We start from the raw sequence: 17194 nt of genomic DNA, 5'->3' as shown, positions 1-17194 counted from the left end.
AGAGCCTTTCAGGATCCCGGTTGCCCACATTGACGGGTCACCGTCTTCCACCGTTGCCATCCGTCGCGCTAGCGTCGATTCATGAGCTACGAACATCCAGATTATCCATACCATTACCGGGCAGAGCCTTATGTTGCGGAGGTTGACCAAGTAGACTTGGTCAACATGGGTCAGTACAACGTTCAGGAAACAAAAACGAGGCTCTCTGAGCTGCTGAATTTGGTTGAGAACGGCGAAGACGTCGTCATCGCGAAGGCGGGCAAGCCGGTCGCGCGGCTCGTCCGAATCGAGCGACCCACCCAACGCCGCCTCGGTTTCGTCAAGGGCCGGCTTCCCGAAGGCTTTCTCGAGCCCGCGCCGGAGGAGGAACTGCAGTTATGGGAACAGCCACTTATCTCCTCGACACCCACACCGTTGTCTGGGCACTGACTGAGCCGCGCAAGCTGTCCGCCAAAGCCCGCCGCGTCATCCAATCGATTGACAATGTGCTGGTTGCCTCGGCTGTCACCGCCTACGAACTTTCCTACAAGCACCACATCGGCCGCCTGCCGGATCTGGACGCACTCTTCGTGGGCTACCGCCGTCATCTGCTGGAGCTCACTTCCGAAGAGCTGCCGATCTCAGGACTGCATGCGCTGGAAGCCGGCCAACTTGACTGGCAGCACCGCGACCCCTTCGATCGCATCATCGCCGCCCAGGCCATGATCGAGGGTATGCCACTGATCACCGCCGATCCGGTTTTCGCCGATCTCGCCGGTCTGGAGACCCTTTGGTGACGGGTTCCATTGGTGACGGGTTCCATTGGTGACGGGGCTGCCTGGTGGCAGGGGCCTTGCCGCGTCGGCCCCCTAAGATCGAATCATGGCCTCTCTCATCGTTCCCGACATCCGTTTTCACGCGTCCTGGCTGGCCGGCACCGCGGAGTTCGACGGCGGTCATCTCGATGGTGCCGGCGCCGAGGACTGGCGGCGGGATGAGCTGCGGGATCCGGAAACCTTTCGACGTTTCACCGCCGCACTGATCGCTGACGCGCTGCCGGAGACGAAGCGCAAGGAAGGCTTCGTCCCCTGCACCTACCGCTGGATCGTTGAAGGGAACGTCTTCCTTGGCTCGATCGCCGTCCGGCACCAGCTCACCGACTACCTGTTCGAGCAGGGTGGTCACATCGGCTACAGCATTCGTCCGAGTGCGCGGCGGCAAGGGCACGCCCGGAAGGCACTCCGTGACGCCCTGCCGATAGCGCGGATCCTGGGCATTAATCGGGTTCTACTGACCTGCGACGAGGCAAACGTCGGCTCGCGGGCAACCATCGAGTGCAATGGCGGCGTCTACGAGGACAGCCGCAACGGCAAACGGCGCTACTGGATTGAGCCAGCCCCGTCAGCTGCACCGTAGAGGCCAAATTCTTGTGCCCGACAGGCTTATGCCCGACAGTGTTGTGCCCGACAGGGTTGTTGCGCTCGCGTCTGAAAGCCGCGGCGTGACGGCAGGCCGTTTCGCACGCTTTAAGCTTGCCTAATGGAATTTTCCCTCTGGCTGGCCCTGGTCGGGGCTGGCGCGATGATCAGCCTCACCCCCGGGGCGGGAGCCATCAACACTATGAGCAACGCCCTGACGGCGGGATTCCGGCGCGCGATCTGGGGAATTCTGGGCCAACAGCTGGCGCTCATCATCCAAATCGTCATTGTTGCCGCCGGCGTCGGCCTTCTGGTTTCCAGCTCGCCGCTGGCCTTCCACATCATCCGGTACGCCGGGGCCGCCTACCTGGTCTACCTCGGCATCCGCAAGCTGCTGGCGAAGGCCGACACCAGCGCGGAAGATTCCACCGGCAGGGTCCGCGAGGCACGCCGCTCCATGTTCCTGCGCGGTCTCTGGGTCAATCTGCTCAACCCCAAGGCGATTGTCTTCTTCCTCGCCTTCATGCCGCAATTCATCCGCCCGCAGGAGCCATTGGCGCAGCAGTACGTGGTCCTGACGGCAACGGTGGTGTTGATTGACGTCGTGGTGATGTGGTTGATCTTCGCCGCGGGAGCCAAGCAACTTCAACATCTCACGGCCAGCGAGCGCGGACAGCTGACGCTGAACAGGATATTCGGTCTGCTCTTCATCGCCGTCGGCGCCCTGCTCGTGGTCCTCTGACGATAGCCGTCGGCGCCCCGCCGCCGCATACCAGCCGCCCCGTCGGCGGTACTGACGGCCCCCTCGTTACACTGTTCTCATGACGCTGCCCTACCGGAACCTTGCCCGCCGCACCGGAGACCGTGGACGTCCGCCGATGGCCGGGCCAATGCCTGCGTCATCCTTTCGCGGCGGTGCCCAAGCCTCGGCGGGGGCTGCCGATGTTCAGCGCTAGCAGCACCGCGCCGGTGATCATCGGCATTGACGGCCGCTCCGGAGCGGGGAAAACCGTGTTGGCGCTGGAGCTCGCTGCCCTGCTGCGCGAGCACCGCAGAGTCTCGGTCTTCCATCTTGAGGACATTTATCCCGGCTGGAACGGGCTGGCCGCCGGCGTGGAGCGCTATGTGAGCACCGTCCTCACACCGCTGCGGCAGGGCCTGCCTGCGCAGTGGACCAGCTGGGACTGGGAAAACCACTACGACGGCGCACCACGCGTCACGGAGCCAGCCGAGATCGTGATCGTTGAAGGCGTTGGGGCGGCGCATTCGTCGGCCACACCCTACTTGGACACCATCGTATGGGTAGAGGCGGCGCCGGGCGAGCGGAAGTTCCGTGCGCTGGCCAGGGACGGCGTCACATTTGCGCCGTTCTGGGATGCCTGGGCCGACCAGGAGGATGAGCTGCTGGCCGCAGGGGGGGCCGCCGCGACCGCAGACTTGCTGGTTGAGGGGCGTGCGGATGACTCCGTGCCGGCCCAGGTGCTGCTGGCGCTGACTTCCCTGCCGCCGCTGGAGGCGCTGCTGGCACCAGAACGCTCCCGGCGCCGCGGGCTGGAGCTGGAGGTGCGACGGCTCGAGGCCTATCCGGACCAGGAGTCGCTTTTCGAGACGCTGTACGGCAGGTCCGAAAACTCCGTCTGGCTGGACAGCTCGGACGCCGATTCCCGGTCGGCTCCCGTCGGACAGGCCACGGCGGCCCTTGACACCCGGAGCCGGTTCTCCATCATGGCGGACGACGGCGGCAGTTACGGTCAGTTTGCCCGGCACGGCGACGGCGTGACCAAAGTCAGGACGGGCGCCGTGACGGCCCGTGTCCAGGACCCGTTTTTCCGCTGGCTGGACACCGTCTGGGGCCGTAAGGCCGTCCGTACCCCGGACGACTATGACTGCGGCTTCGCCCTCGGCTGGCTTGGCTACCTGGGCTATGAACTCAAACGGGAAACGGGAGGAGCGGATGCAGCGGGGCCGGGAACAGCCGGACGCCCAGATGATGCCGCACTGATTTTCGCCGGGCGGGCGGTCGTCGTCGACCATGCCCGCCGCTGCGTCTACCTATTGGCCCTCTCCCAGCAGGGCCATGGCACGGATGGTGCTGCCGGGGCTTCGGAAGCGGCAGCCTGGCTGAATGCCGCTCGCGCCGCTGTCGAAGCGCTCGCCTCCGATGAGCTCCCAACGGATTCGCCGGAGGTTGGGCCGCCGACGACCGGCCAGTTGACGAGCGAACCGCCGTCGACGGGGGCCGAAGCGCCGGTGTTCACCATCCGGGATTCTGAGTCAGCCTACCGGGACAAAATCGCCCGGGCCCAGGCGCAGATTGCGGATGGTAATTCCTACGAGATCTGCCTGACGACGTCGCTCACGGCTACCACCGCGGTCCCCCTCGATCCGTGGCGGACCTATCGGCAGCTGCGCCGACGGAATCCGGCCCCTTTTGCCAGCTACCTGCGCTTCGGCGCACTCGCCGTCGCCGGTACCTCGCCTGAGCGGTTCCTGCGGATCACCGCCGGCGGCACGATGCGGGCGGAGCCGATCAAGGGCACCCGGCGTCGGCATCCGGATCCGGACCTGGACGCGGCACTGAAATCCGAGCTGGCAAACTCGGCGAAAGACCGGGCGGAGAACATCATGATTGTGGATCTGCTCCGAAATGACCTCTCGCACTTCGCCGTGCCGGATTCGCTCTCGGTTCCCCGTCTCTGCGCTGTGGAAAGCTACGCCACCGTGCACCAGATGGTCAGCACCATTGAGGCGCAGCTTCGGCCCGGGTCCACCCGCACCGAGGCCGTGGCCGCCGCGTTCCCCGCCGGCTCCATGACCGGCGCGCCAAAAATCAGCACCATGGCCATTTTGGACGGGCTGGAAGCAGCCCCTCGCGGAATTTATTCTGGCGCCATCGGCTATTTTTCCCTCGATGGCGCCGCCGATCTGTCCGTCACCATCCGCACGCTCGTGATCGAAACGACGGACGACGGCGGCGGTCGGCTCAGTTTGGGCGCGGGCGGTGCGATCACCGCGGACTCCGTTCCGCAGGAGGAATGGCTGGAGATCCAGGCGAAGGCGTACGGCGTGCTCTCGGCCCTCGGCACGGTCTTTCCCGGCTAGCCCACCGCGCCGCGCCCAGCCCGGGTGGGCCGAAAGGCGGCCTGCCCGCGGCACTAAGCTGAAACCATGACTGTTTTGGTATTCTTGGACCCCTCCGCACCGGACGGACGCATTGCCGACGCCAGCAAGCCCACACTGATGGCCACGGACCAGGGAGCCACCCGGGGAGACGGGGTTTTCGAATCCCTGCTGGTGGTCGGCGGGACGCCACGGAAGCCCCAGGCGCATCTGGACCGGCTGGATTCCTCCGCTCGGGCCATGGATCTGCAGATACCGTCCCAGGACGCGTGGCGGCGTGCCATGACGACGGCGGTCACCGAATTCCGCCGCAACCGCGCCTCCGCCCGGGCCGGAGGCGCGGTTGGGGCCGGCGGCACCGGAGAAGACAGCCGGATGAGCGCCACGGAAAACATCCCCGACGAGATGGTGCTCAAGCTCATCGTCACCCGCGGCGTGGAGGGGAGCACGATCCCGACGGCTTGGGTCCAGGCCTCGGAGCCTCCCGCCACCGGTCGGGCGCAACGCGAAAGCGGAATCGATGTGCTGTTGCTGGAACGCGGTTACGACAGCTCCATCGCCGAGCGTGCGCCGTGGCTTCTGCTGGGTGCCAAGACCTTGTCCTACGCGGTGAATATGGCGGCCCTGCGCTACGCCCGTGTGCATGGCGCGGACGACGTGATTTTCACCAGCGGTGACGGGCGCGTGCTGGAGGGCCCGACGTCGTCCGTTCTGCTGGCCCATGCCGAAGGTGGCGGGCCCGACCGGGTCAAGCGACTGATCACCCCCCAGCTGGACAGCGGAATCTTGCCCGGCACCTCGCAGGGTGCGCTGTTTACGGCCGCCAAGGCCGCCGGCTGGGAGCTGGGTTACGGCCCCGTGGAGCCCGGGGATCTCTTCGACGCGGACGGCGTCTGGCTGATTTCCAGTATCCGGCTGCTCGCCCCCGTGAATCATATTGACGGCCGGGAAATCGGCAGCCCCGGCGTGCGCGCCGGCCTTACCGCCGAGTTGAACCAACTGATCCACGACGCGGAGTAGCTCCTCAGTCCGGCATCAGCCCCCGTCATCCGGCGCCACAGTCGGCGTCCTGTTGACCGGCTGATCCGTCGGTGTGCTAATTTTCTAGATGAGTAACGAGCGCCAGTGCCAAGCCCTGACTTGCTGGCCGGCAACCCTCTATTCCGGCGGGGTGCCTCAGGTGACTACTCGGCAAAACCTGGCTTGACGGCCACCGGTTGCAAGCGTGAACGTTCCCGGCAAGGCCCCGGGCTGTCTGCACCTTTCCGCTTGCACCCTTCGATTGCAATGAGGAGACTACCTTGACAGCTACACCCGCCAAAGAAACCCCGCTGACTTACCGGCTGCTCACCGGTCCGGATGACCATTCGTTCTGCGAGCGCGTCAGTGCCGCCTTGGCCGAAGGCTATATTCTCTATGGCAGCCCGTCGCTGGCGTTCGACGGCGGCCGGACCGTTGCCGCGCAGGCGGTCATTCTGCCCGGTGCCGGGTCAACGGACGACGGCGTCAAATGAGCTACGCGGGCGACCTCACCCCGGCACAGGCTTGGAACAAGCTCGCGGTCGGGGCCGTGCTGGTGGATGTGCGCACCGAGGCTGAATGGCACCACATCGGCGTGCCGGACACCTCGATGACCGGACGTGACCCGCTGTTGATCCAGTGGAACCTGGCCGGCGGCGTGCTGAACCCGGATTTCCTCGACGAACTGCGCGCCCAAGCCCCCGATGAGGGGCAGACCGAGCTGGTCTTCCTTTGCCGTTCCGGCGTGCGTTCGGTCAGCGCCGCGGAGGCCGCGTCGGGCGCCGGATTCACCAGTTGGAATGTGCTGGAAGGGTTCGAGGGCGTCCCGGATGCTTACGGGGACCGGATCGTCAACGGCTGGAAAAACCGCCAGCTCCCTTGCAAATAGGCCCCGAGCTAAAGGACTGAGATGAGCAATTTTAATCAGGATGCTCCGGGCTGGGCGCCGGATACCCAGGCGGTGCGCGGTGGCCTGGACCGCTCCAACTTCCAGGAGACCTCGGAGGCGCTGTTCCTGAACTCCGGTTATGTCTATGAATCGGCGGAGGCGGCGGAGGCGGCCTTCACCGGTGAGGTGGACCGTTTCGTCTACTCCCGGTACGGGAATCCGTCCGTCGCCACGTTCCAGGAAAGGTTGCGGCTGCTCGAGGGCACGGAAGCCTGCTTCGCCACCGCCTCCGGGATGTCCGCAGTTTTCACCGCCCTCGGGGCCCTCTTGGCGGCAGGCGACCGGGTGGTCGCGGCCCGTTCGCTGTTCGGCTCCTGCTTCGTGATCCTGAATGAGATCCTGCCGCGCTGGGGCGTAGAGACGGTCTTTGTTGACGGCGCGGATCTCGGCCAGTGGCGGGAGGCATTATCCGTGCCCACGACGGCGGTATTCTTCGAATCCCCGTCGAACCCGATGCAGGAAATTGTCGATATCCGGGCCGTCTGCGGACTGGCCCATGCCGCGGGAGCCAAGGTGGTGGCGGACAATGTCTTCGCCACCCCGCTGTTGCAAAAGTGTGGGGAACTGGGCGCGGATGTGATCGTGTATTCCGGGACCAAGCACATCGATGGGCAGGGCCGCGTCCTCGGCGGTGCCATTTTGGGCACCAAGGAGTTTATTGACGGTCCGGTCAAGCAGCTGATGCGCCATACCGGTCCGGCACTGTCGGCGTTCAACGCGTGGGTGCTGACGAAGGGGCTCGAGACCATGGGGCTGCGCGTTGCGCACTCCGCGGCAAATGCCCTGCGGCTCGCCGAGTTCCTCGAACAGCATCCCGCGGTGAGCTGGGTCAGGTATCCACTGCTGCCCTCGCACCCGCAGTTTGAACTGGCACGTGCACAGATGAAGGCCGGTGGAACCGTGCTCACCTTCGAGCTGGCCGCAGCCGGCCAGGCTCCCCCTGTGAGCCGGACTAATACAGCCAGGCCCGGGGAACCCGCAGTGGCGGGCATGGCCGGGGAACCCACAGTGGCGGACAAGGACGCAGAACGCGCAGTAGGGGCCGCGTCCGGCACGACGGCGAAGGACGCCGCGTTTGCCCTGCTCAACGCCCTGACGATCATCGACATCTCCAACAACCTGGGCGATGCGAAGTCCTTGATCACGCATCCGGCCACGACGACACACCGGGCGATGGGACCGGAAGGCCGGGCCGCGATCGGGCTGACTGACGGTGTTCTCCGGCTCTCGGTGGGTCTGGAGGACATCGGGGACCTCACCCGGGATCTGGCCACCGCCCTCGCCGCGACGCAGGCGTAACCGACCAAGGCGAGCGACCGCCGCTCAGTCCTGGAAGTACTCGATCTCGGCGCCGAGTGTGTTCAGCCGCTCGGCCAGATCCTCGTAGCCCCGTTCAATCACGTAGATGTTCCGCAGCTCGGAGGTGCCCTTCGCCGCCAGCATCGCCAGCAGGATGCAGGCGGCCGGACGCAGCGCCGGCGGGCAGCCGATTTCCGCTGCGCGCCAGCGAGTGGGGCCGGTGACATCGATCCGGTGCGGATCCAACAGCCGAACCCGGGCGCCGAGCCGGTTGAGTTCGGTCAGGTAAATGGCCCTGTTCTCGTAGACCCAGTCATGGATCAGCGTCGACCCCTGGGCGCAGGAGGCAATCACGGCGAAGAACGGAAGATTGTCAATGTTCAGCCCAGGGAACGGCATGGCGTGGATCTTGTCCGCCGCCGCGGTCAGCTCGGACGGCAGAGTGGTGATGTCCACGAGCCTGGTATGGCCGTTATGGGCGGTGTATTCGTCGGACTTGCGGTACCGGAAGCCCATCTGCTCCAGCACGCTGAGCTCGATTTCCATGAACTCGATCGGCACGCGCCGGATCGTCACCTCGGAACCGGTCACAATGCCGGCCGTGATCAGGCTCATCGCCTCGATTGGGTCCTCGGACGGTGAATATTCGAGGTCGACGTCAATCCTGGCCTTGCCCCGGATGGTCAGCGTGGTGCTGCCGATCCCGTCCACACGAACGCCCAGTCCCTGCAGGTAGAAACACAGATCCTGGACCATATAGTTGGGACTGGCGTTGCGGATCACGGTGGTGCCTTCACGGTGGGCTGCGGCCATGATGGCATTCTCTGTCACGGTGTCCCCGCGCTCGGTCAGCACGAACGAGCGGTCCGCGGTGTCGGCCTCGGGAGCCTGGATGGCGTAGAACCCAGCATGCGCCTTGACTGACAGCCCGAATTCACGCAGCGCCTGCAGATGCGGACCCACGGTGCGCGTTCCCAGATCGCAGCCGCCGGCATACGGCAGCCGGTAACTGGCCTCTTCATCCAGCAGCGGCCCCAACAGCATGATGACACTGCGGGTGCGCCGCGCGGCCTCCACGTCCATGGCGGCCAGGTTCAGCACGGCGGGTCGGCGGACCAGTAGATCGTTGGCGTTCAGCCACGTACATTCGACACCGATGCTGGTCAGCAGTTCGACGATCCGGTTGACCTCCTCGATCCGCGCCAGCCGGCGCAGCGTCGTGGAGCCGCGGTTCAGCAGACTGGCGCACAGCAGGGCGACGCCGGCATTCTTACTGGAGTTGACGTCCACGCTGCCGGAGAGTTGATGTCCACCCACCACGCGCAGATGGGTGATCCGCGGCTTGCCGCTCCCGCCGACGTTGACGATGCTGCGGCCGAAGATGGACTCCATCCGCTGGATCATCTTGAGGCTCAGATTTTGTTTCCCCTGTTCCATCCGGGCGACCGCGCTTTGGCTCGTGCCGAGCTCGGCGGCCAGCCGGCCCTGGGTCCAGCCCCTATCGGTGCGGGCGTCCCGGACCAACACTCCAACGGATTCCGCAGCTACCTGAGTCATACCTCTACTAATATCATGAAGTGCATAAACAGTGTCAAATCTACGACCCGCAACGCAATCTTGCCGTCAATGCCGGCACCCTAACCAGGTGGTGCGATATTTGCGGGGATAATCGGCCTTGCACCGCAACGAACCGCCGCGTACGTCAACCGTACCTCTACCCGGATGTCGCGCCGCCTTCACCACGCCGCAGTCCGGTGCCAAACCGGGTAAACCATGCAGGCCAGCACGCCGGGTCGAGGAGGCTGCAACCCCTGTCACATGGGTTGAGTTACGCTGGCCTCACACGATTCAGGAGGTGCCGCGGAAAGCCACTTCCTTCGATGTTGCCCGCGTGGCGGGCGTGTCGCGCAGCGCCATCTGTTTAGTCCTTAACGGCCGGCACAGACGGCAATATCGCCAAGGATAAGCAGGAACGCATACTGGCTGCGGCCAAGGAACTCAACTACACTCCCAACGCCGTCGCCCGGTGGAGGGCCGTTCGCCGGCAAGCTCCTCCAAGGGGCATGTTCGCCGCCATGAGTTTGCGCGAGCACTTTCCGGCACCGGTTATGGCAGGCGTCCCGGCAATTCTGGCCAACAGTTTCGATCCCGCTAACGCGCACGGACGAACTCGTCGCCCCGGGGCGCCGTAGTGATGGTTTCCAACGGCCATGGCGGCTGCGAACTTGCCGGCGACGAATATTGTGACCACCGGGTGGGAAGTCAACAAAGGTTTCGCCGCCGCCATACCTTTTAACCAACGACGACGGCCGGACACCTCGGACGGATCGGCCCACCGGGATCGTGTGCGCCAATGACCGCGTGGCGGTGGGCGTTCTACTTGCCTGCGGCCGGCTGCGGCTGCGCGTCCCGGAAGATCTGAGCATCGTTGGCTATGACGACGAACCGCAGCGTGCCGGCCCCGCTAGGTCAGGCCCCCCTTCCCCCTTCCCCGGCCACAAGGGCGGCAGGGCCGCAGGGAAAGTAATCAGCGGGGCTTTGACGCGGCAGCTCTTTCACAACGCCAATTTGTGTATGGTGACGATGGCGACGCGCGGACGCACCACAAAGTGCGATGCTGGGGTCGGGTAGCTATGGACCGTCTTCGTCACGGAGCCGGTTCCAAAAACCTCCACCAGGGCCACCGCGGGCATCTCGCGCCGTAAAGCGTGACGGAACTCACGCTTTACGCGCACAAGACTCATGCTTCGAAGGTCAGCCCGGGAAACCCAGGCCACTTGGGAACACCGGAGAACCCGCGGGTCCTAGGGAACGCAATAGGGTTCCTGCGCTCTCCGGAACCCGCGGATTCCAGGTGGTTGGTCGTTTTACCCGAGCACCGGATTCCAGGTCCCCAGTACGACGGCGGCGCCCACCACTGCGGCGGCGATCAGCAGTCCGGCGGCGAAGACCCACGGGTCCATCGGTCCGAACGTGGATTCCCTGGCCCAGCTCCGCGGTCCCGCGCCGAAGCCCTTGGCTTCCATGGTCACGGCCAGTCGGGAGGCCCTCCGGACAGCCTGGACCAGCAGTGCCATTCCCTGTCCGAGGGACGACCTGAACCGCGCGGCAAATCCCCCGCCACTGCCCACACCGCGGGCACGCCGCGCCATCCCCAGGGTCTGCCATTCCTCCACCAGCAGGCCGACGAGGCGCATCGCGGCCAGGGCCCCGAGTACAAAACGGTGCGGGAGCTTCATTTTCTGCGCCAGCGCGTCCGCCAGATCCGTCGGGTCGGTACTGGCCAGCACGATCAGTCCCGGCAGCGCAATGGCGATTCCGCGGAGCATAATCGCGACGCCGGACTCCAGCGAGCCTTCGGTAAAGAGCAACGGGCCCCAGTCCAGCAGCACCGCCCCGGTCTTCGGTGCCAGCAGCGCCGAACCGTAGCCGCCCACCAGCGCCGCGGCCAGAATCGGCCAGCCGCGCAGCAGCAACGTCCGGACGCTCAGACCGGCAAGCGGCAGCACCGCCAGTTCGCAGACCAACGCCACGGTGGCCGACGCCCAGTCCACGCTCAGCAGTAAGGCGATTGTCAGGACCAGCGCGGCAGCCAGTTTAGAGAGAGGGTTCGCCTTCGCCAACACGGCAGTGGACCGGGGACCGGCCATCACATCAAGGCTCACCGGGCACCCCCGGCACCGCTGCGGGCAACGTCAGACGGCGCAACTCTTTGCGGCGCAGCTTCGGACCGCGCAGCTTCAAGGGGCCGGCCGTCGGCTGAAAGCCGGAGCCGCGCTCCCCCTAGCACTTCCGTGAAATCCTCATCGTGGGTCACCGAGATCACCGCGGTGCCGGCGTCGAGCAGTTCCGTGAGCAGGCTCGCGAGTTCGGCCCAGGTATTGGCGTCCTGGCCGAACGTCGGCTCGTCCAGCACCAGCAGCGATGGGCTTGCGGCCAGTACGGTGGCAACGGAGAGCCTGCGTTTCTCACCGCCGGAGAGCGTGTACGGGTTGGCCTCGGTCAGATGCGTCAGCCGTAGCCGTTCCAGCAGCTCCCCCACCCGATCGGACCCCCGGCCCAGGATTTTCGGTCCGAAATTCAGCTCGTCCAGCACCCGCCCGGTGATGAACTGATGCTCGGGCTCCTGGAACACGGTGCCGATGCGCTGGATCAGCTCTCCTCCCCTCCACCGATGGGGTTCCGGTCCGGCCCCACGGCGCAGTCCTTTGCCGGCGCGCAGCTCTCCGTCCAACGGCGGCAGCAATCCGCCCAAGGTGAGGGCGAGCGTCGACTTCCCGGCACCGTTTGGCCCCGTGATGCTCAGCGCCGAACCTGCGGTCACCGTCAGGTCGACGCCCGACGACGCCGCTATGGCCGGGTGCCGGGCGGCACGGCCGCGCTTTCGGCTATCCGTTGCCTGCCGCGACACCGCGAGCTGCCCAGCGTGCAGCAGTAGATCCCCGCTACCGGAGCTGCTGCCGGCCAGGCTGCCGGGGCCGCTCGACGCCGGATTGACATACCCGAAGGATGTCTGGACCGCAGCGCCAGCAGCGGGCCCGCGGAGCAGTTCGGCCCCGGTACGGGTGCGCGGGCGGGTGGCGGGCACATAGCCGGGCACCCAGACTCCCGCGCCGGTCAGCATTTGCCGGGCCTGCATCAGCACCTGGCGGGGCGGCCCGTCAATCAGCACTCCGCCGCCGTGGCCCCGGTCCCCTGGCGCGAGCACCACGATCCGGTCCACCGCATCCACCCAGACCGCCACCCTGTGCTCGACCACCACCATCGTGGCCCCGGTCCTGTCCAGCATCCGCAGCACGGCGTCGCGGACCTCAAGCACCCCGGCGGGATCAAGGTTCGCGGTGGGTTCGTCCAGCAGCAGTAGACCCGGCTGCATGGCCAGAATACCGGCCAGACCAAGGCGCTGTTTCTGCCCGCCGGAGAGTGCCGAGGTGGCACGGTCCAGTGGAAAATCCAGTCCGACGGCATCGAGTGCCCCGACGACGCGGCGCCAGATCTCGTCCCGGGGAACGGCAAGATTTTCCGCACCGAACGCCACATCGTCACCGATCCGCGAGAGCACCACCTGCGCTTCCGGATCCTGCTGCATCAGGCCGGCACGCCCGCGGCGGGCGGTGGGATTTTCGCCGTCGACCGTCAGCAGACCCGACTCCGCTGCATCCTGATCCGCCCCCAGCAACCCGGCGAGGGCATGCAGCAGGGTGGATTTTCCGGCCCCCGAGGGCCCCAGCAGCAGCACGCGCTCCCCCGGGGAGATCTCCAGTTCCAGATCGTGGACGGCCTGCGCCGCGCGCCCGGAATGCTGCCAGCCCCAACCTTTCGCGGAAACCGCGGCGGCCCGAACGCCCTCCCGGGTTCCGCCGTTGTCGTAGCTAGCCATGTCCTAGAACGCAGACTCCGCCGCGGCCCGCCGGGACGCCAGATTGGCCAGCGCACCCGTCTTCGCGAGTCCGCGGACCGCAAGCCAGGAGAGCAGCCCGGCGATGAGTGCACCGGAGACCGCGCCGAAGACCAGGTAAACGGTCTTCCACGCCACATCCCATTCCGCGTTGTACCCCAGATTATCCAGAATTCCCATGGCCACACCGGCCATCGCCCCGGCCAGCAGGGCAATCGGCAGGGTGAATTTGCGGTACCGGAAGACGGCGAAGGCCAGCTCCGCGCCGATACCCTGCACCAGGCCCGACAGCAGCACGGTAAGGCCGAAATGTGAGCCAAGTAACGCCTCGACCAAGGCGGCGATAATTTCGCAGTACAGCGCCGCGCCGGGTTTGCGGATCACCAGCCCGCCGATCACACCCGCAATCAGCCAGCCGCCGCCATAGAGCCCGCCCAGCGGCGGAAAGGCCGCAGTGATAATGGAAATGCCCGCGTAGCCGGCGGACCAGAGCCAGAAAATGACGCCGACGGCGACGGCCAGGACCGAGGCGACGACGATGTCAACGACCCGCCAGTTTGATGCGGTCCGGGCACCTGTGGCGCTGCCCAATGGCTGTGTCGATCCGGGGTCCGGCGATGTCGGTGTGGATTCGGGGCCGTTTCCGCCCGCGTGTGTCTTACTCATTGCGTTTCCTCCTTTTCAGGAGGGGCGGCAGGGTGTTTGCAGGGCACCGCATGCCGAAGAGAACTCGACTCCCTTCGCCGGTACTAGCCGGATCAGGTTCGAGGGTCTGCGGCTGTCCGCACTCTCAGCGCCCGGTTCCGTTGGACGGATCCGGCGCTCCCCTGTCGTGTTAATTGCAACTTCCAGCCTACACCGGACTCCGTGCCCGTGCGCGGCATCTCATCGGTCTCGTGCAACAGCCGCTGTTCGCGCTAGGCTGTCGGATAGCCGGTCGGCTGGGGCTTCGGTTCCGACGCCGGGCGGTATGTGCACATTTTTTCTGTTTCGTTGCGAGCGACGTTTTATCCCCACCGGGTACCGACCCGGTAAGCCCCGAGGAGGCCACATGAACATCCTGCTGAAACTGCTGGGCACCGGAGTTAGCATCGGTGCGGGGTTCCTCGCCAACAAAACTGTGGACTTGGTGTGGCAGAAAAGCACCGGGAAGAAGCCACCGAAGGACGGCACCAACCTGGAGTACAGCCTGCGCTCGGCGCTGACCTTCGCGCTGGTCTCCTCCGCCGTCGCCGCCATCATCCAGGTCATCGCCGGCCGCGGGACGCAGAAGGCAATCGCCCGGATCAACAAGAGCCCGAACGAGGTTTAGCCCGCCGGGACGGGCGCCTCAGTTTCCGGTTTCGTAGGTGTCCTGGTCAGTGTGTGTCCGGTCCGGCCTCCCACGGACCGCCTCGCCTGCGGCCGCTGCCACCACGTCGTCCAGTTCGTCGACGCTCAGCATGTCCTGGCGCAGGTGCTTGGTCCGGTAGCCGGCGCATCCGACCATGTGCGCCGAGACGGGCACGGTCAGCAGCTGGAATATCCAGGCCACCAGCAGCACCGGCAGTACCGCCCAGTCGCGTTGCTGCAGCCCCACTGCCGCCAGCAGCAGGAGCAGACCGAGCACCTGGGGCTTGGTGGCCGCATGCATCCGGCTCATCAGGTCCGGAAACAGCAATAGCCCGATGGTGGCGGCCAAGGACATCAGCGCGCCCACCAGAATGAAGATGATGCTCAGGACGTCGATGATGTCATCGACGGCTGCTGCCGGTCCGTTCATGACTAACCTTTCCGGTCCAAGACGAAGCGTGCTACTGTCACCGAGCCGATGAAACCGATGAGGCTCAGTGCCACCAGCAGCGCCAGACTGTGCAGGTGGCGGTTCACCGCCATATCCGTGGCCAGCGCCGCCCCCACGATGGCCAGCAGGACATCCGCTGCCAGCACCCGGTCCAGCAGGGACGGCCCCACTGCCATCCGGTAGATGGCGCCCGCGGCCGCCAGGGACAGAATTACCGTCACGATCACGAGCACCAACGTCATCAGCGGAACGGTGCCTTTGCCCTGGAACCGCCCCGACGCGGTGTTGCTGACGTACTTGCTGGTGCGCAGCGCTGTCGTCCCGTCGGGTTTGGTGGCCAGCAGCACGGGATCCGGCAGTTGGGCGTCCTGTGGGGTGCGCCAGAATGCGCGGTTCCAGACGCGTGCCATGGCCAGCAGCGTCAGCAGGCTCGCCAACACCCCGCCGGCCACCAGCAGCTACGCCAGCGGAGACCCCAGCGCAACACCGGCTTCCAGCAGTCCGAGCTTGCCCATGAACCCGGAGAACGGCGGGATTCCGGCCAGATTCATGGCGGGTATAAGGTACAGGACACCAAGCACCGGTGCCAGCCTGGCCAACCCTCCCAGCCGATCCATAGTGGAATTTCCACCACGCCGCTCGATCAGCCCGGCGACCATAAACAGACTGGTCTGGACGGTGATGTGGTGGATTACGTAAAACACCGCGGCGCCAAGGCCGATGACGGAAGAGATGGCCACGCCGAAATCATGTACCCAATATGGCTGACCAGGGTGAAGGAGAGCAGCCTTTGATGTCGGTCTGCGCCAGCGCGCCCAGGATGCCGATCATCATTGTCAGCAGGGCAGCAATCATCAGCCAGCCGTCGAGCACACCTCCGGGGAAGAGCAGGGTCTCGGTACGGATGATGGCATACACGCCCACCTTGGTCAGCAGCCCGGCGAACCCGCCGTCACGGGCGCGGGCGCCGTGGGATACGAGTCGGGCAGCCAAAAGGACAGCGGGAAGACGGCGGCCTTGATGCCGAAGGCCACCAGCAGCATGACGTGCAGCAGGGCCTGCGTCCCCGGGTCCAGGTGCGCCAGCTTGACGGCCAGGTCCGCCATCTTGATGGTGCCGGTGGCGGCGTAGATCATCGCGATGGCGCTCAGGAACAGCAGCGAGGACACCACGCTGACCACCACGTAGGTCACGTTGGCCCGGATCCGCTCCCCCGTACCCCCGAAGGTCATCAGTACATAGCTGGCGGTCAGCTGAATCTCAAACCCCACGTAGAGATTGAACAGATCCCCGGACAGGAAGGCATTGGAGACGCCCGCCACCAGAATCAGGTACGTCGGATGGAACACCGAAACGGGACCCTCGTCGTCGCCGTCGGCCTCGCCCTGCCCGGTCGCGTAGATCAGCACGGAAAGGCTGACGGCTGCCCAGCGTTACCGCCATCGCCCCCCCTGCCAGACGGAGGCCAGCAGCAGCACCTCCACCAGCAGCGTAAAGGCCAGCACCGAGATGCTCATGGTGCTGGGCACGGGGATGGCGGATCAACAGGAAGGCCGCTGCGGCTCCCAGGAAGGGCAGGACGACGGCGAGGGGTGCGAAAGCGGTGACGTTCACTTCCGGCTCCCTCCGTCGGTGGGGCGCGGGTCTGTCCTGTGGTCACCCGGCGTTTGGGCGGCAGGCTTTTCCTCGCCGCCGAACTCCGCGGTTTCCATGGCTATCTCCGAGTCTTCTTCGGCGTCAAAATTGTCCTGCGTGGCCACCCTTGGATCCTCCACATCGTCCTGGATTTCGTCCTGCCGGCCCAGCAGCCAGGAGCGGTAAATCAGCCCGAGCAGGAAGGACGTCACCGCGAAGGAAATGACAATGGAAGTCAGAATCAGCGCCTGCGGGAGCGGGTCGTTGTATTCCTCAGCACCAGCCCAAGCAGCACCCGGGTAAGACTGCGTTCCAACAGCAGCTAGACCGAAGTTACGTGGACCTTTCGCTCTGATTCCCGCGAGTTTCTTGGCGAAAGGTCCATTTTCGGCCAATAACTGTAGACAGAATATTCGGCGTGTCGTTACCGGTGCTGACCCCACACGGGTGTAGTTTGTTGGTATGAGTCAGCAGGAGAAGGCGGTTCACGTAGTCAGAGTGAGGAAGTCCCACACTGACAAGCACGGCCTGGAACGCGATTACCGTTCGGCTTATCTGCGCCGCAGCTTCCGGGAGGGCGGGAAGGTCCGCAA

General features: G+C 65.6%; 21 protein-coding genes and 2 riboswitches. Of the genes, 11 read left to right on the top strand and 10 right to left on the bottom strand.

Annotation, left to right across the window (positions count from 1 at the left end):
- Nucleotides 1-81: 81 nt before the first annotated feature.
- From QMG52_RS01320 to QMG52_RS01280, 9 genes are all read left to right on the top strand, one after another.
- Nucleotides 82-429, top strand: coding sequence for a type II toxin-antitoxin system Phd/YefM family antitoxin (locus tag QMG52_RS01320; protein ID WP_283558643.1), 348 nt, complete (start codon nucleotides 82-84; stop codon nucleotides 427-429).
- Nucleotides 378-776 carry a type II toxin-antitoxin system VapC family toxin gene (locus QMG52_RS01315; protein WP_283558642.1) on the top strand — a complete coding sequence of 133 codons (399 nt, stop codon included), beginning with the start codon at nucleotides 378-380 and terminating at the stop codon, nucleotides 774-776. Before QMG52_RS01320 ends, QMG52_RS01315 begins: the two co-directional genes overlap by 52 nt.
- A gap of 85 nt (nucleotides 777-861) precedes the next feature.
- Nucleotides 862-1395, top strand: a complete 534-nt coding sequence (locus tag QMG52_RS01310; RefSeq protein WP_283558641.1) for a GNAT family N-acetyltransferase — start codon at nucleotides 862-864, stop codon at nucleotides 1393-1395.
- A gap of 123 nt (nucleotides 1396-1518) precedes the next feature.
- The gene (locus QMG52_RS01305; protein WP_283558640.1) at nucleotides 1519-2139 is read left to right on the top strand and encodes a LysE family transporter; all 621 of its coding nucleotides are present in this window, start codon (nucleotides 1519-1521) and stop codon (nucleotides 2137-2139) included.
- A gap of 200 nt (nucleotides 2140-2339) precedes the next feature.
- Nucleotides 2340-4499 (top strand): chorismate-binding protein, encoded by a 2160-nt coding sequence (locus tag QMG52_RS01300; protein WP_283558639.1) that lies wholly within the window; start codon nucleotides 2340-2342, stop codon nucleotides 4497-4499.
- A 66-nt stretch (nucleotides 4500-4565) separates the two neighbouring features.
- Nucleotides 4566-5537: an aminodeoxychorismate lyase gene (locus tag QMG52_RS01295; RefSeq protein ID WP_283558638.1), complete on the top strand. Its 972-nt coding sequence runs from the start codon at nucleotides 4566-4568 to the stop codon at nucleotides 5535-5537.
- Between the two features lie 91 nt (nucleotides 5538-5628).
- Nucleotides 5629-5749, top strand: a riboswitch (SAM riboswitch).
- A 69-nt stretch (nucleotides 5750-5818) separates the two neighbouring features.
- Nucleotides 5819-6031, top strand: a complete 213-nt coding sequence (locus QMG52_RS01290) for a DUF1737 domain-containing protein (RefSeq protein WP_283558637.1) — start codon at nucleotides 5819-5821, stop codon at nucleotides 6029-6031.
- Complete coding sequence (locus tag QMG52_RS01285) at nucleotides 6028-6426, top strand: rhodanese-like domain-containing protein (RefSeq protein ID WP_283558636.1); 399 nt, start codon at nucleotides 6028-6030, stop codon at nucleotides 6424-6426. The genes QMG52_RS01290 and QMG52_RS01285 overlap by 4 nt, the downstream gene beginning before the upstream one ends.
- Nucleotides 6427-6447: 21 nt before the next feature.
- On the top strand, nucleotides 6448-7785 hold the full coding sequence (locus QMG52_RS01280) for an O-succinylhomoserine sulfhydrylase (RefSeq protein WP_283558635.1): 1338 nt from the start codon (nucleotides 6448-6450) through the stop codon (nucleotides 7783-7785).
- Nucleotides 7786-7809: 24 nt separating this feature from the next.
- Here QMG52_RS01280 and QMG52_RS01275 read toward each other — a convergent pair whose 3' ends face one another.
- Entirely contained in the window at nucleotides 7810-9342 is a 1533-nt protein-coding gene (locus tag QMG52_RS01275; protein WP_283558634.1) for a UDP-N-acetylglucosamine 1-carboxyvinyltransferase, read from the bottom strand.
- A 786-nt stretch (nucleotides 9343-10128) separates the two neighbouring features.
- On the opposite strand from QMG52_RS01275, the gene QMG52_RS01270 reads away from it, so the two are divergent.
- Entirely contained in the window at nucleotides 10129-10416 is a 288-nt protein-coding gene (locus QMG52_RS01270; RefSeq protein ID WP_349361637.1) for a substrate-binding domain-containing protein, read from the top strand.
- A gap of 236 nt (nucleotides 10417-10652) precedes the next feature.
- Here QMG52_RS01270 and QMG52_RS01265 read toward each other — a convergent pair whose 3' ends face one another.
- The 3 genes from QMG52_RS01265 to QMG52_RS01255 are packed head-to-tail and all read right to left on the bottom strand — an operon-like array spanning nucleotide 10653 to nucleotide 13849.
- The gene (locus tag QMG52_RS01265) at nucleotides 10653-11435 is read right to left on the bottom strand and encodes an energy-coupling factor transporter transmembrane component T family protein (RefSeq protein WP_283558851.1); all 783 of its coding nucleotides are present in this window, start codon (nucleotides 11433-11435) and stop codon (nucleotides 10653-10655) included.
- Between the two features lie 11 nt (nucleotides 11436-11446).
- Nucleotides 11447-13165 (bottom strand): ABC transporter ATP-binding protein, encoded by a 1719-nt coding sequence (locus QMG52_RS01260; protein WP_283558632.1) that lies wholly within the window; start codon nucleotides 13163-13165, stop codon nucleotides 11447-11449.
- Nucleotides 13166-13168: 3 nt separating this feature from the next.
- Nucleotides 13169-13849 carry an ECF transporter S component gene (locus tag QMG52_RS01255; protein WP_283558631.1) on the bottom strand — a complete coding sequence of 227 codons (681 nt, stop codon included), beginning with the start codon at nucleotides 13847-13849 and terminating at the stop codon, nucleotides 13169-13171.
- Between the two features lie 52 nt (nucleotides 13850-13901).
- A riboswitch (TPP riboswitch) is annotated at nucleotides 13902-14022 on the bottom strand.
- Between the two features lie 212 nt (nucleotides 14023-14234).
- On the opposite strand from QMG52_RS01255, the gene QMG52_RS01250 reads away from it, so the two are divergent.
- On the top strand, nucleotides 14235-14495 hold the full coding sequence (locus QMG52_RS01250) for a DUF4235 domain-containing protein (protein ID WP_283558630.1): 261 nt from the start codon (nucleotides 14235-14237) through the stop codon (nucleotides 14493-14495).
- Between the two features lie 18 nt (nucleotides 14496-14513).
- On the opposite strand, the gene mnhG is transcribed toward QMG52_RS01250, so the two are convergent.
- The 6 genes from mnhG to QMG52_RS01230 all read right to left on the bottom strand — a co-directional run bounded on the left by mnhG (nucleotide 14514) and on the right by QMG52_RS01230 (nucleotide 16996).
- Complete coding sequence (gene mnhG, locus QMG52_RS01245; protein WP_283558629.1) at nucleotides 14514-14945, bottom strand: monovalent cation/H(+) antiporter subunit G; 432 nt, start codon at nucleotides 14943-14945, stop codon at nucleotides 14514-14516.
- A gap of 2 nt (nucleotides 14946-14947) precedes the next feature.
- Nucleotides 14948-15208, bottom strand: a complete 261-nt coding sequence (locus QMG52_RS01240; RefSeq protein WP_283558850.1) for a monovalent cation/H+ antiporter complex subunit F — start codon at nucleotides 15206-15208, stop codon at nucleotides 14948-14950.
- Nucleotides 15209-15424: 216 nt separating this feature from the next.
- Nucleotides 15425-15706 (bottom strand): proton-conducting transporter transmembrane domain-containing protein, encoded by a 282-nt coding sequence (locus tag QMG52_RS22075; RefSeq protein WP_502920425.1) that lies wholly within the window; start codon nucleotides 15704-15706, stop codon nucleotides 15425-15427.
- Nucleotides 15707-15713: 7 nt separating this feature from the next.
- Nucleotides 15714-15884 (bottom strand): proton-conducting transporter transmembrane domain-containing protein, encoded by a 171-nt coding sequence (locus tag QMG52_RS22070; RefSeq protein ID WP_502920424.1) that lies wholly within the window; start codon nucleotides 15882-15884, stop codon nucleotides 15714-15716.
- Between the two features lie 11 nt (nucleotides 15885-15895).
- Nucleotides 15896-16375: a proton-conducting transporter transmembrane domain-containing protein gene (locus QMG52_RS22065; protein WP_502920423.1), complete on the bottom strand. Its 480-nt coding sequence runs from the start codon at nucleotides 16373-16375 to the stop codon at nucleotides 15896-15898.
- A 201-nt stretch (nucleotides 16376-16576) separates the two neighbouring features.
- Nucleotides 16577-16996 (bottom strand): sodium:proton antiporter, encoded by a 420-nt coding sequence (locus QMG52_RS01230; RefSeq protein ID WP_283558628.1) that lies wholly within the window; start codon nucleotides 16994-16996, stop codon nucleotides 16577-16579.
- Nucleotides 16997-17194: the final 198 nt, after the last annotated feature.

This window comes from Paenarthrobacter sp. PH39-S1 (genome assembly GCF_030063245.1).
GTDB lineage: Bacteria > Actinomycetota > Actinomycetes > Actinomycetales > Micrococcaceae > Arthrobacter_M.
The sequence above is the reverse complement of the archived record's forward strand: the minus strand, read 5'-3'. Positions and strand labels throughout refer to the sequence as shown.

Coding starts and splice junctions, on each gene's coding strand:
- QMG52_RS01305 (WP_283558640.1), top strand. CDS start 1,519: ATGGAATTTTCCCTCTGGCTGGCCCTGGTCGGGGCTGGCGCGATGATC.
- QMG52_RS01315 (WP_283558642.1), top strand. CDS start 378: ATGGGAACAGCCACTTATCTCCTCGACACCCACACCGTTGTCTGGGCA.
- QMG52_RS01265 (WP_283558851.1), bottom strand. CDS start 11,435: ATGGCCGGTCCCCGGTCCACTGCCGTGTTGGCGAAGGCGAACCCTCTC.
- QMG52_RS01320 (WP_283558643.1), top strand. CDS start 82: ATGAGCTACGAACATCCAGATTATCCATACCATTACCGGGCAGAGCCT.
- QMG52_RS01285 (WP_283558636.1), top strand. CDS start 6,028: ATGAGCTACGCGGGCGACCTCACCCCGGCACAGGCTTGGAACAAGCTC.
- QMG52_RS01260 (WP_283558632.1), bottom strand. CDS start 13,165: ATGGCTAGCTACGACAACGGCGGAACCCGGGAGGGCGTTCGGGCCGCC.
- QMG52_RS01275 (WP_283558634.1), bottom strand. CDS start 9,342: ATGACTCAGGTAGCTGCGGAATCCGTTGGAGTGTTGGTCCGGGACGCC.
- QMG52_RS01310 (WP_283558641.1), top strand. CDS start 862: ATGGCCTCTCTCATCGTTCCCGACATCCGTTTTCACGCGTCCTGGCTG.
- QMG52_RS01240 (WP_283558850.1), bottom strand. CDS start 15,208: ATGACGTTGGTGCTCGTGATCGTGACGGTAATTCTGTCCCTGGCGGCC.
- QMG52_RS01280 (WP_283558635.1), top strand. CDS start 6,448: ATGAGCAATTTTAATCAGGATGCTCCGGGCTGGGCGCCGGATACCCAG.
- QMG52_RS01300 (WP_283558639.1), top strand. CDS start 2,340: ATGTTCAGCGCTAGCAGCACCGCGCCGGTGATCATCGGCATTGACGGC.
- QMG52_RS01250 (WP_283558630.1), top strand. CDS start 14,235: ATGAACATCCTGCTGAAACTGCTGGGCACCGGAGTTAGCATCGGTGCG.
- mnhG (WP_283558629.1), bottom strand. CDS start 14,945: ATGAACGGACCGGCAGCAGCCGTCGATGACATCATCGACGTCCTGAGC.
- QMG52_RS01295 (WP_283558638.1), top strand. CDS start 4,566: ATGACTGTTTTGGTATTCTTGGACCCCTCCGCACCGGACGGACGCATT.
- QMG52_RS01255 (WP_283558631.1), bottom strand. CDS start 13,849: ATGAGTAAGACACACGCGGGCGGAAACGGCCCCGAATCCACACCGACA.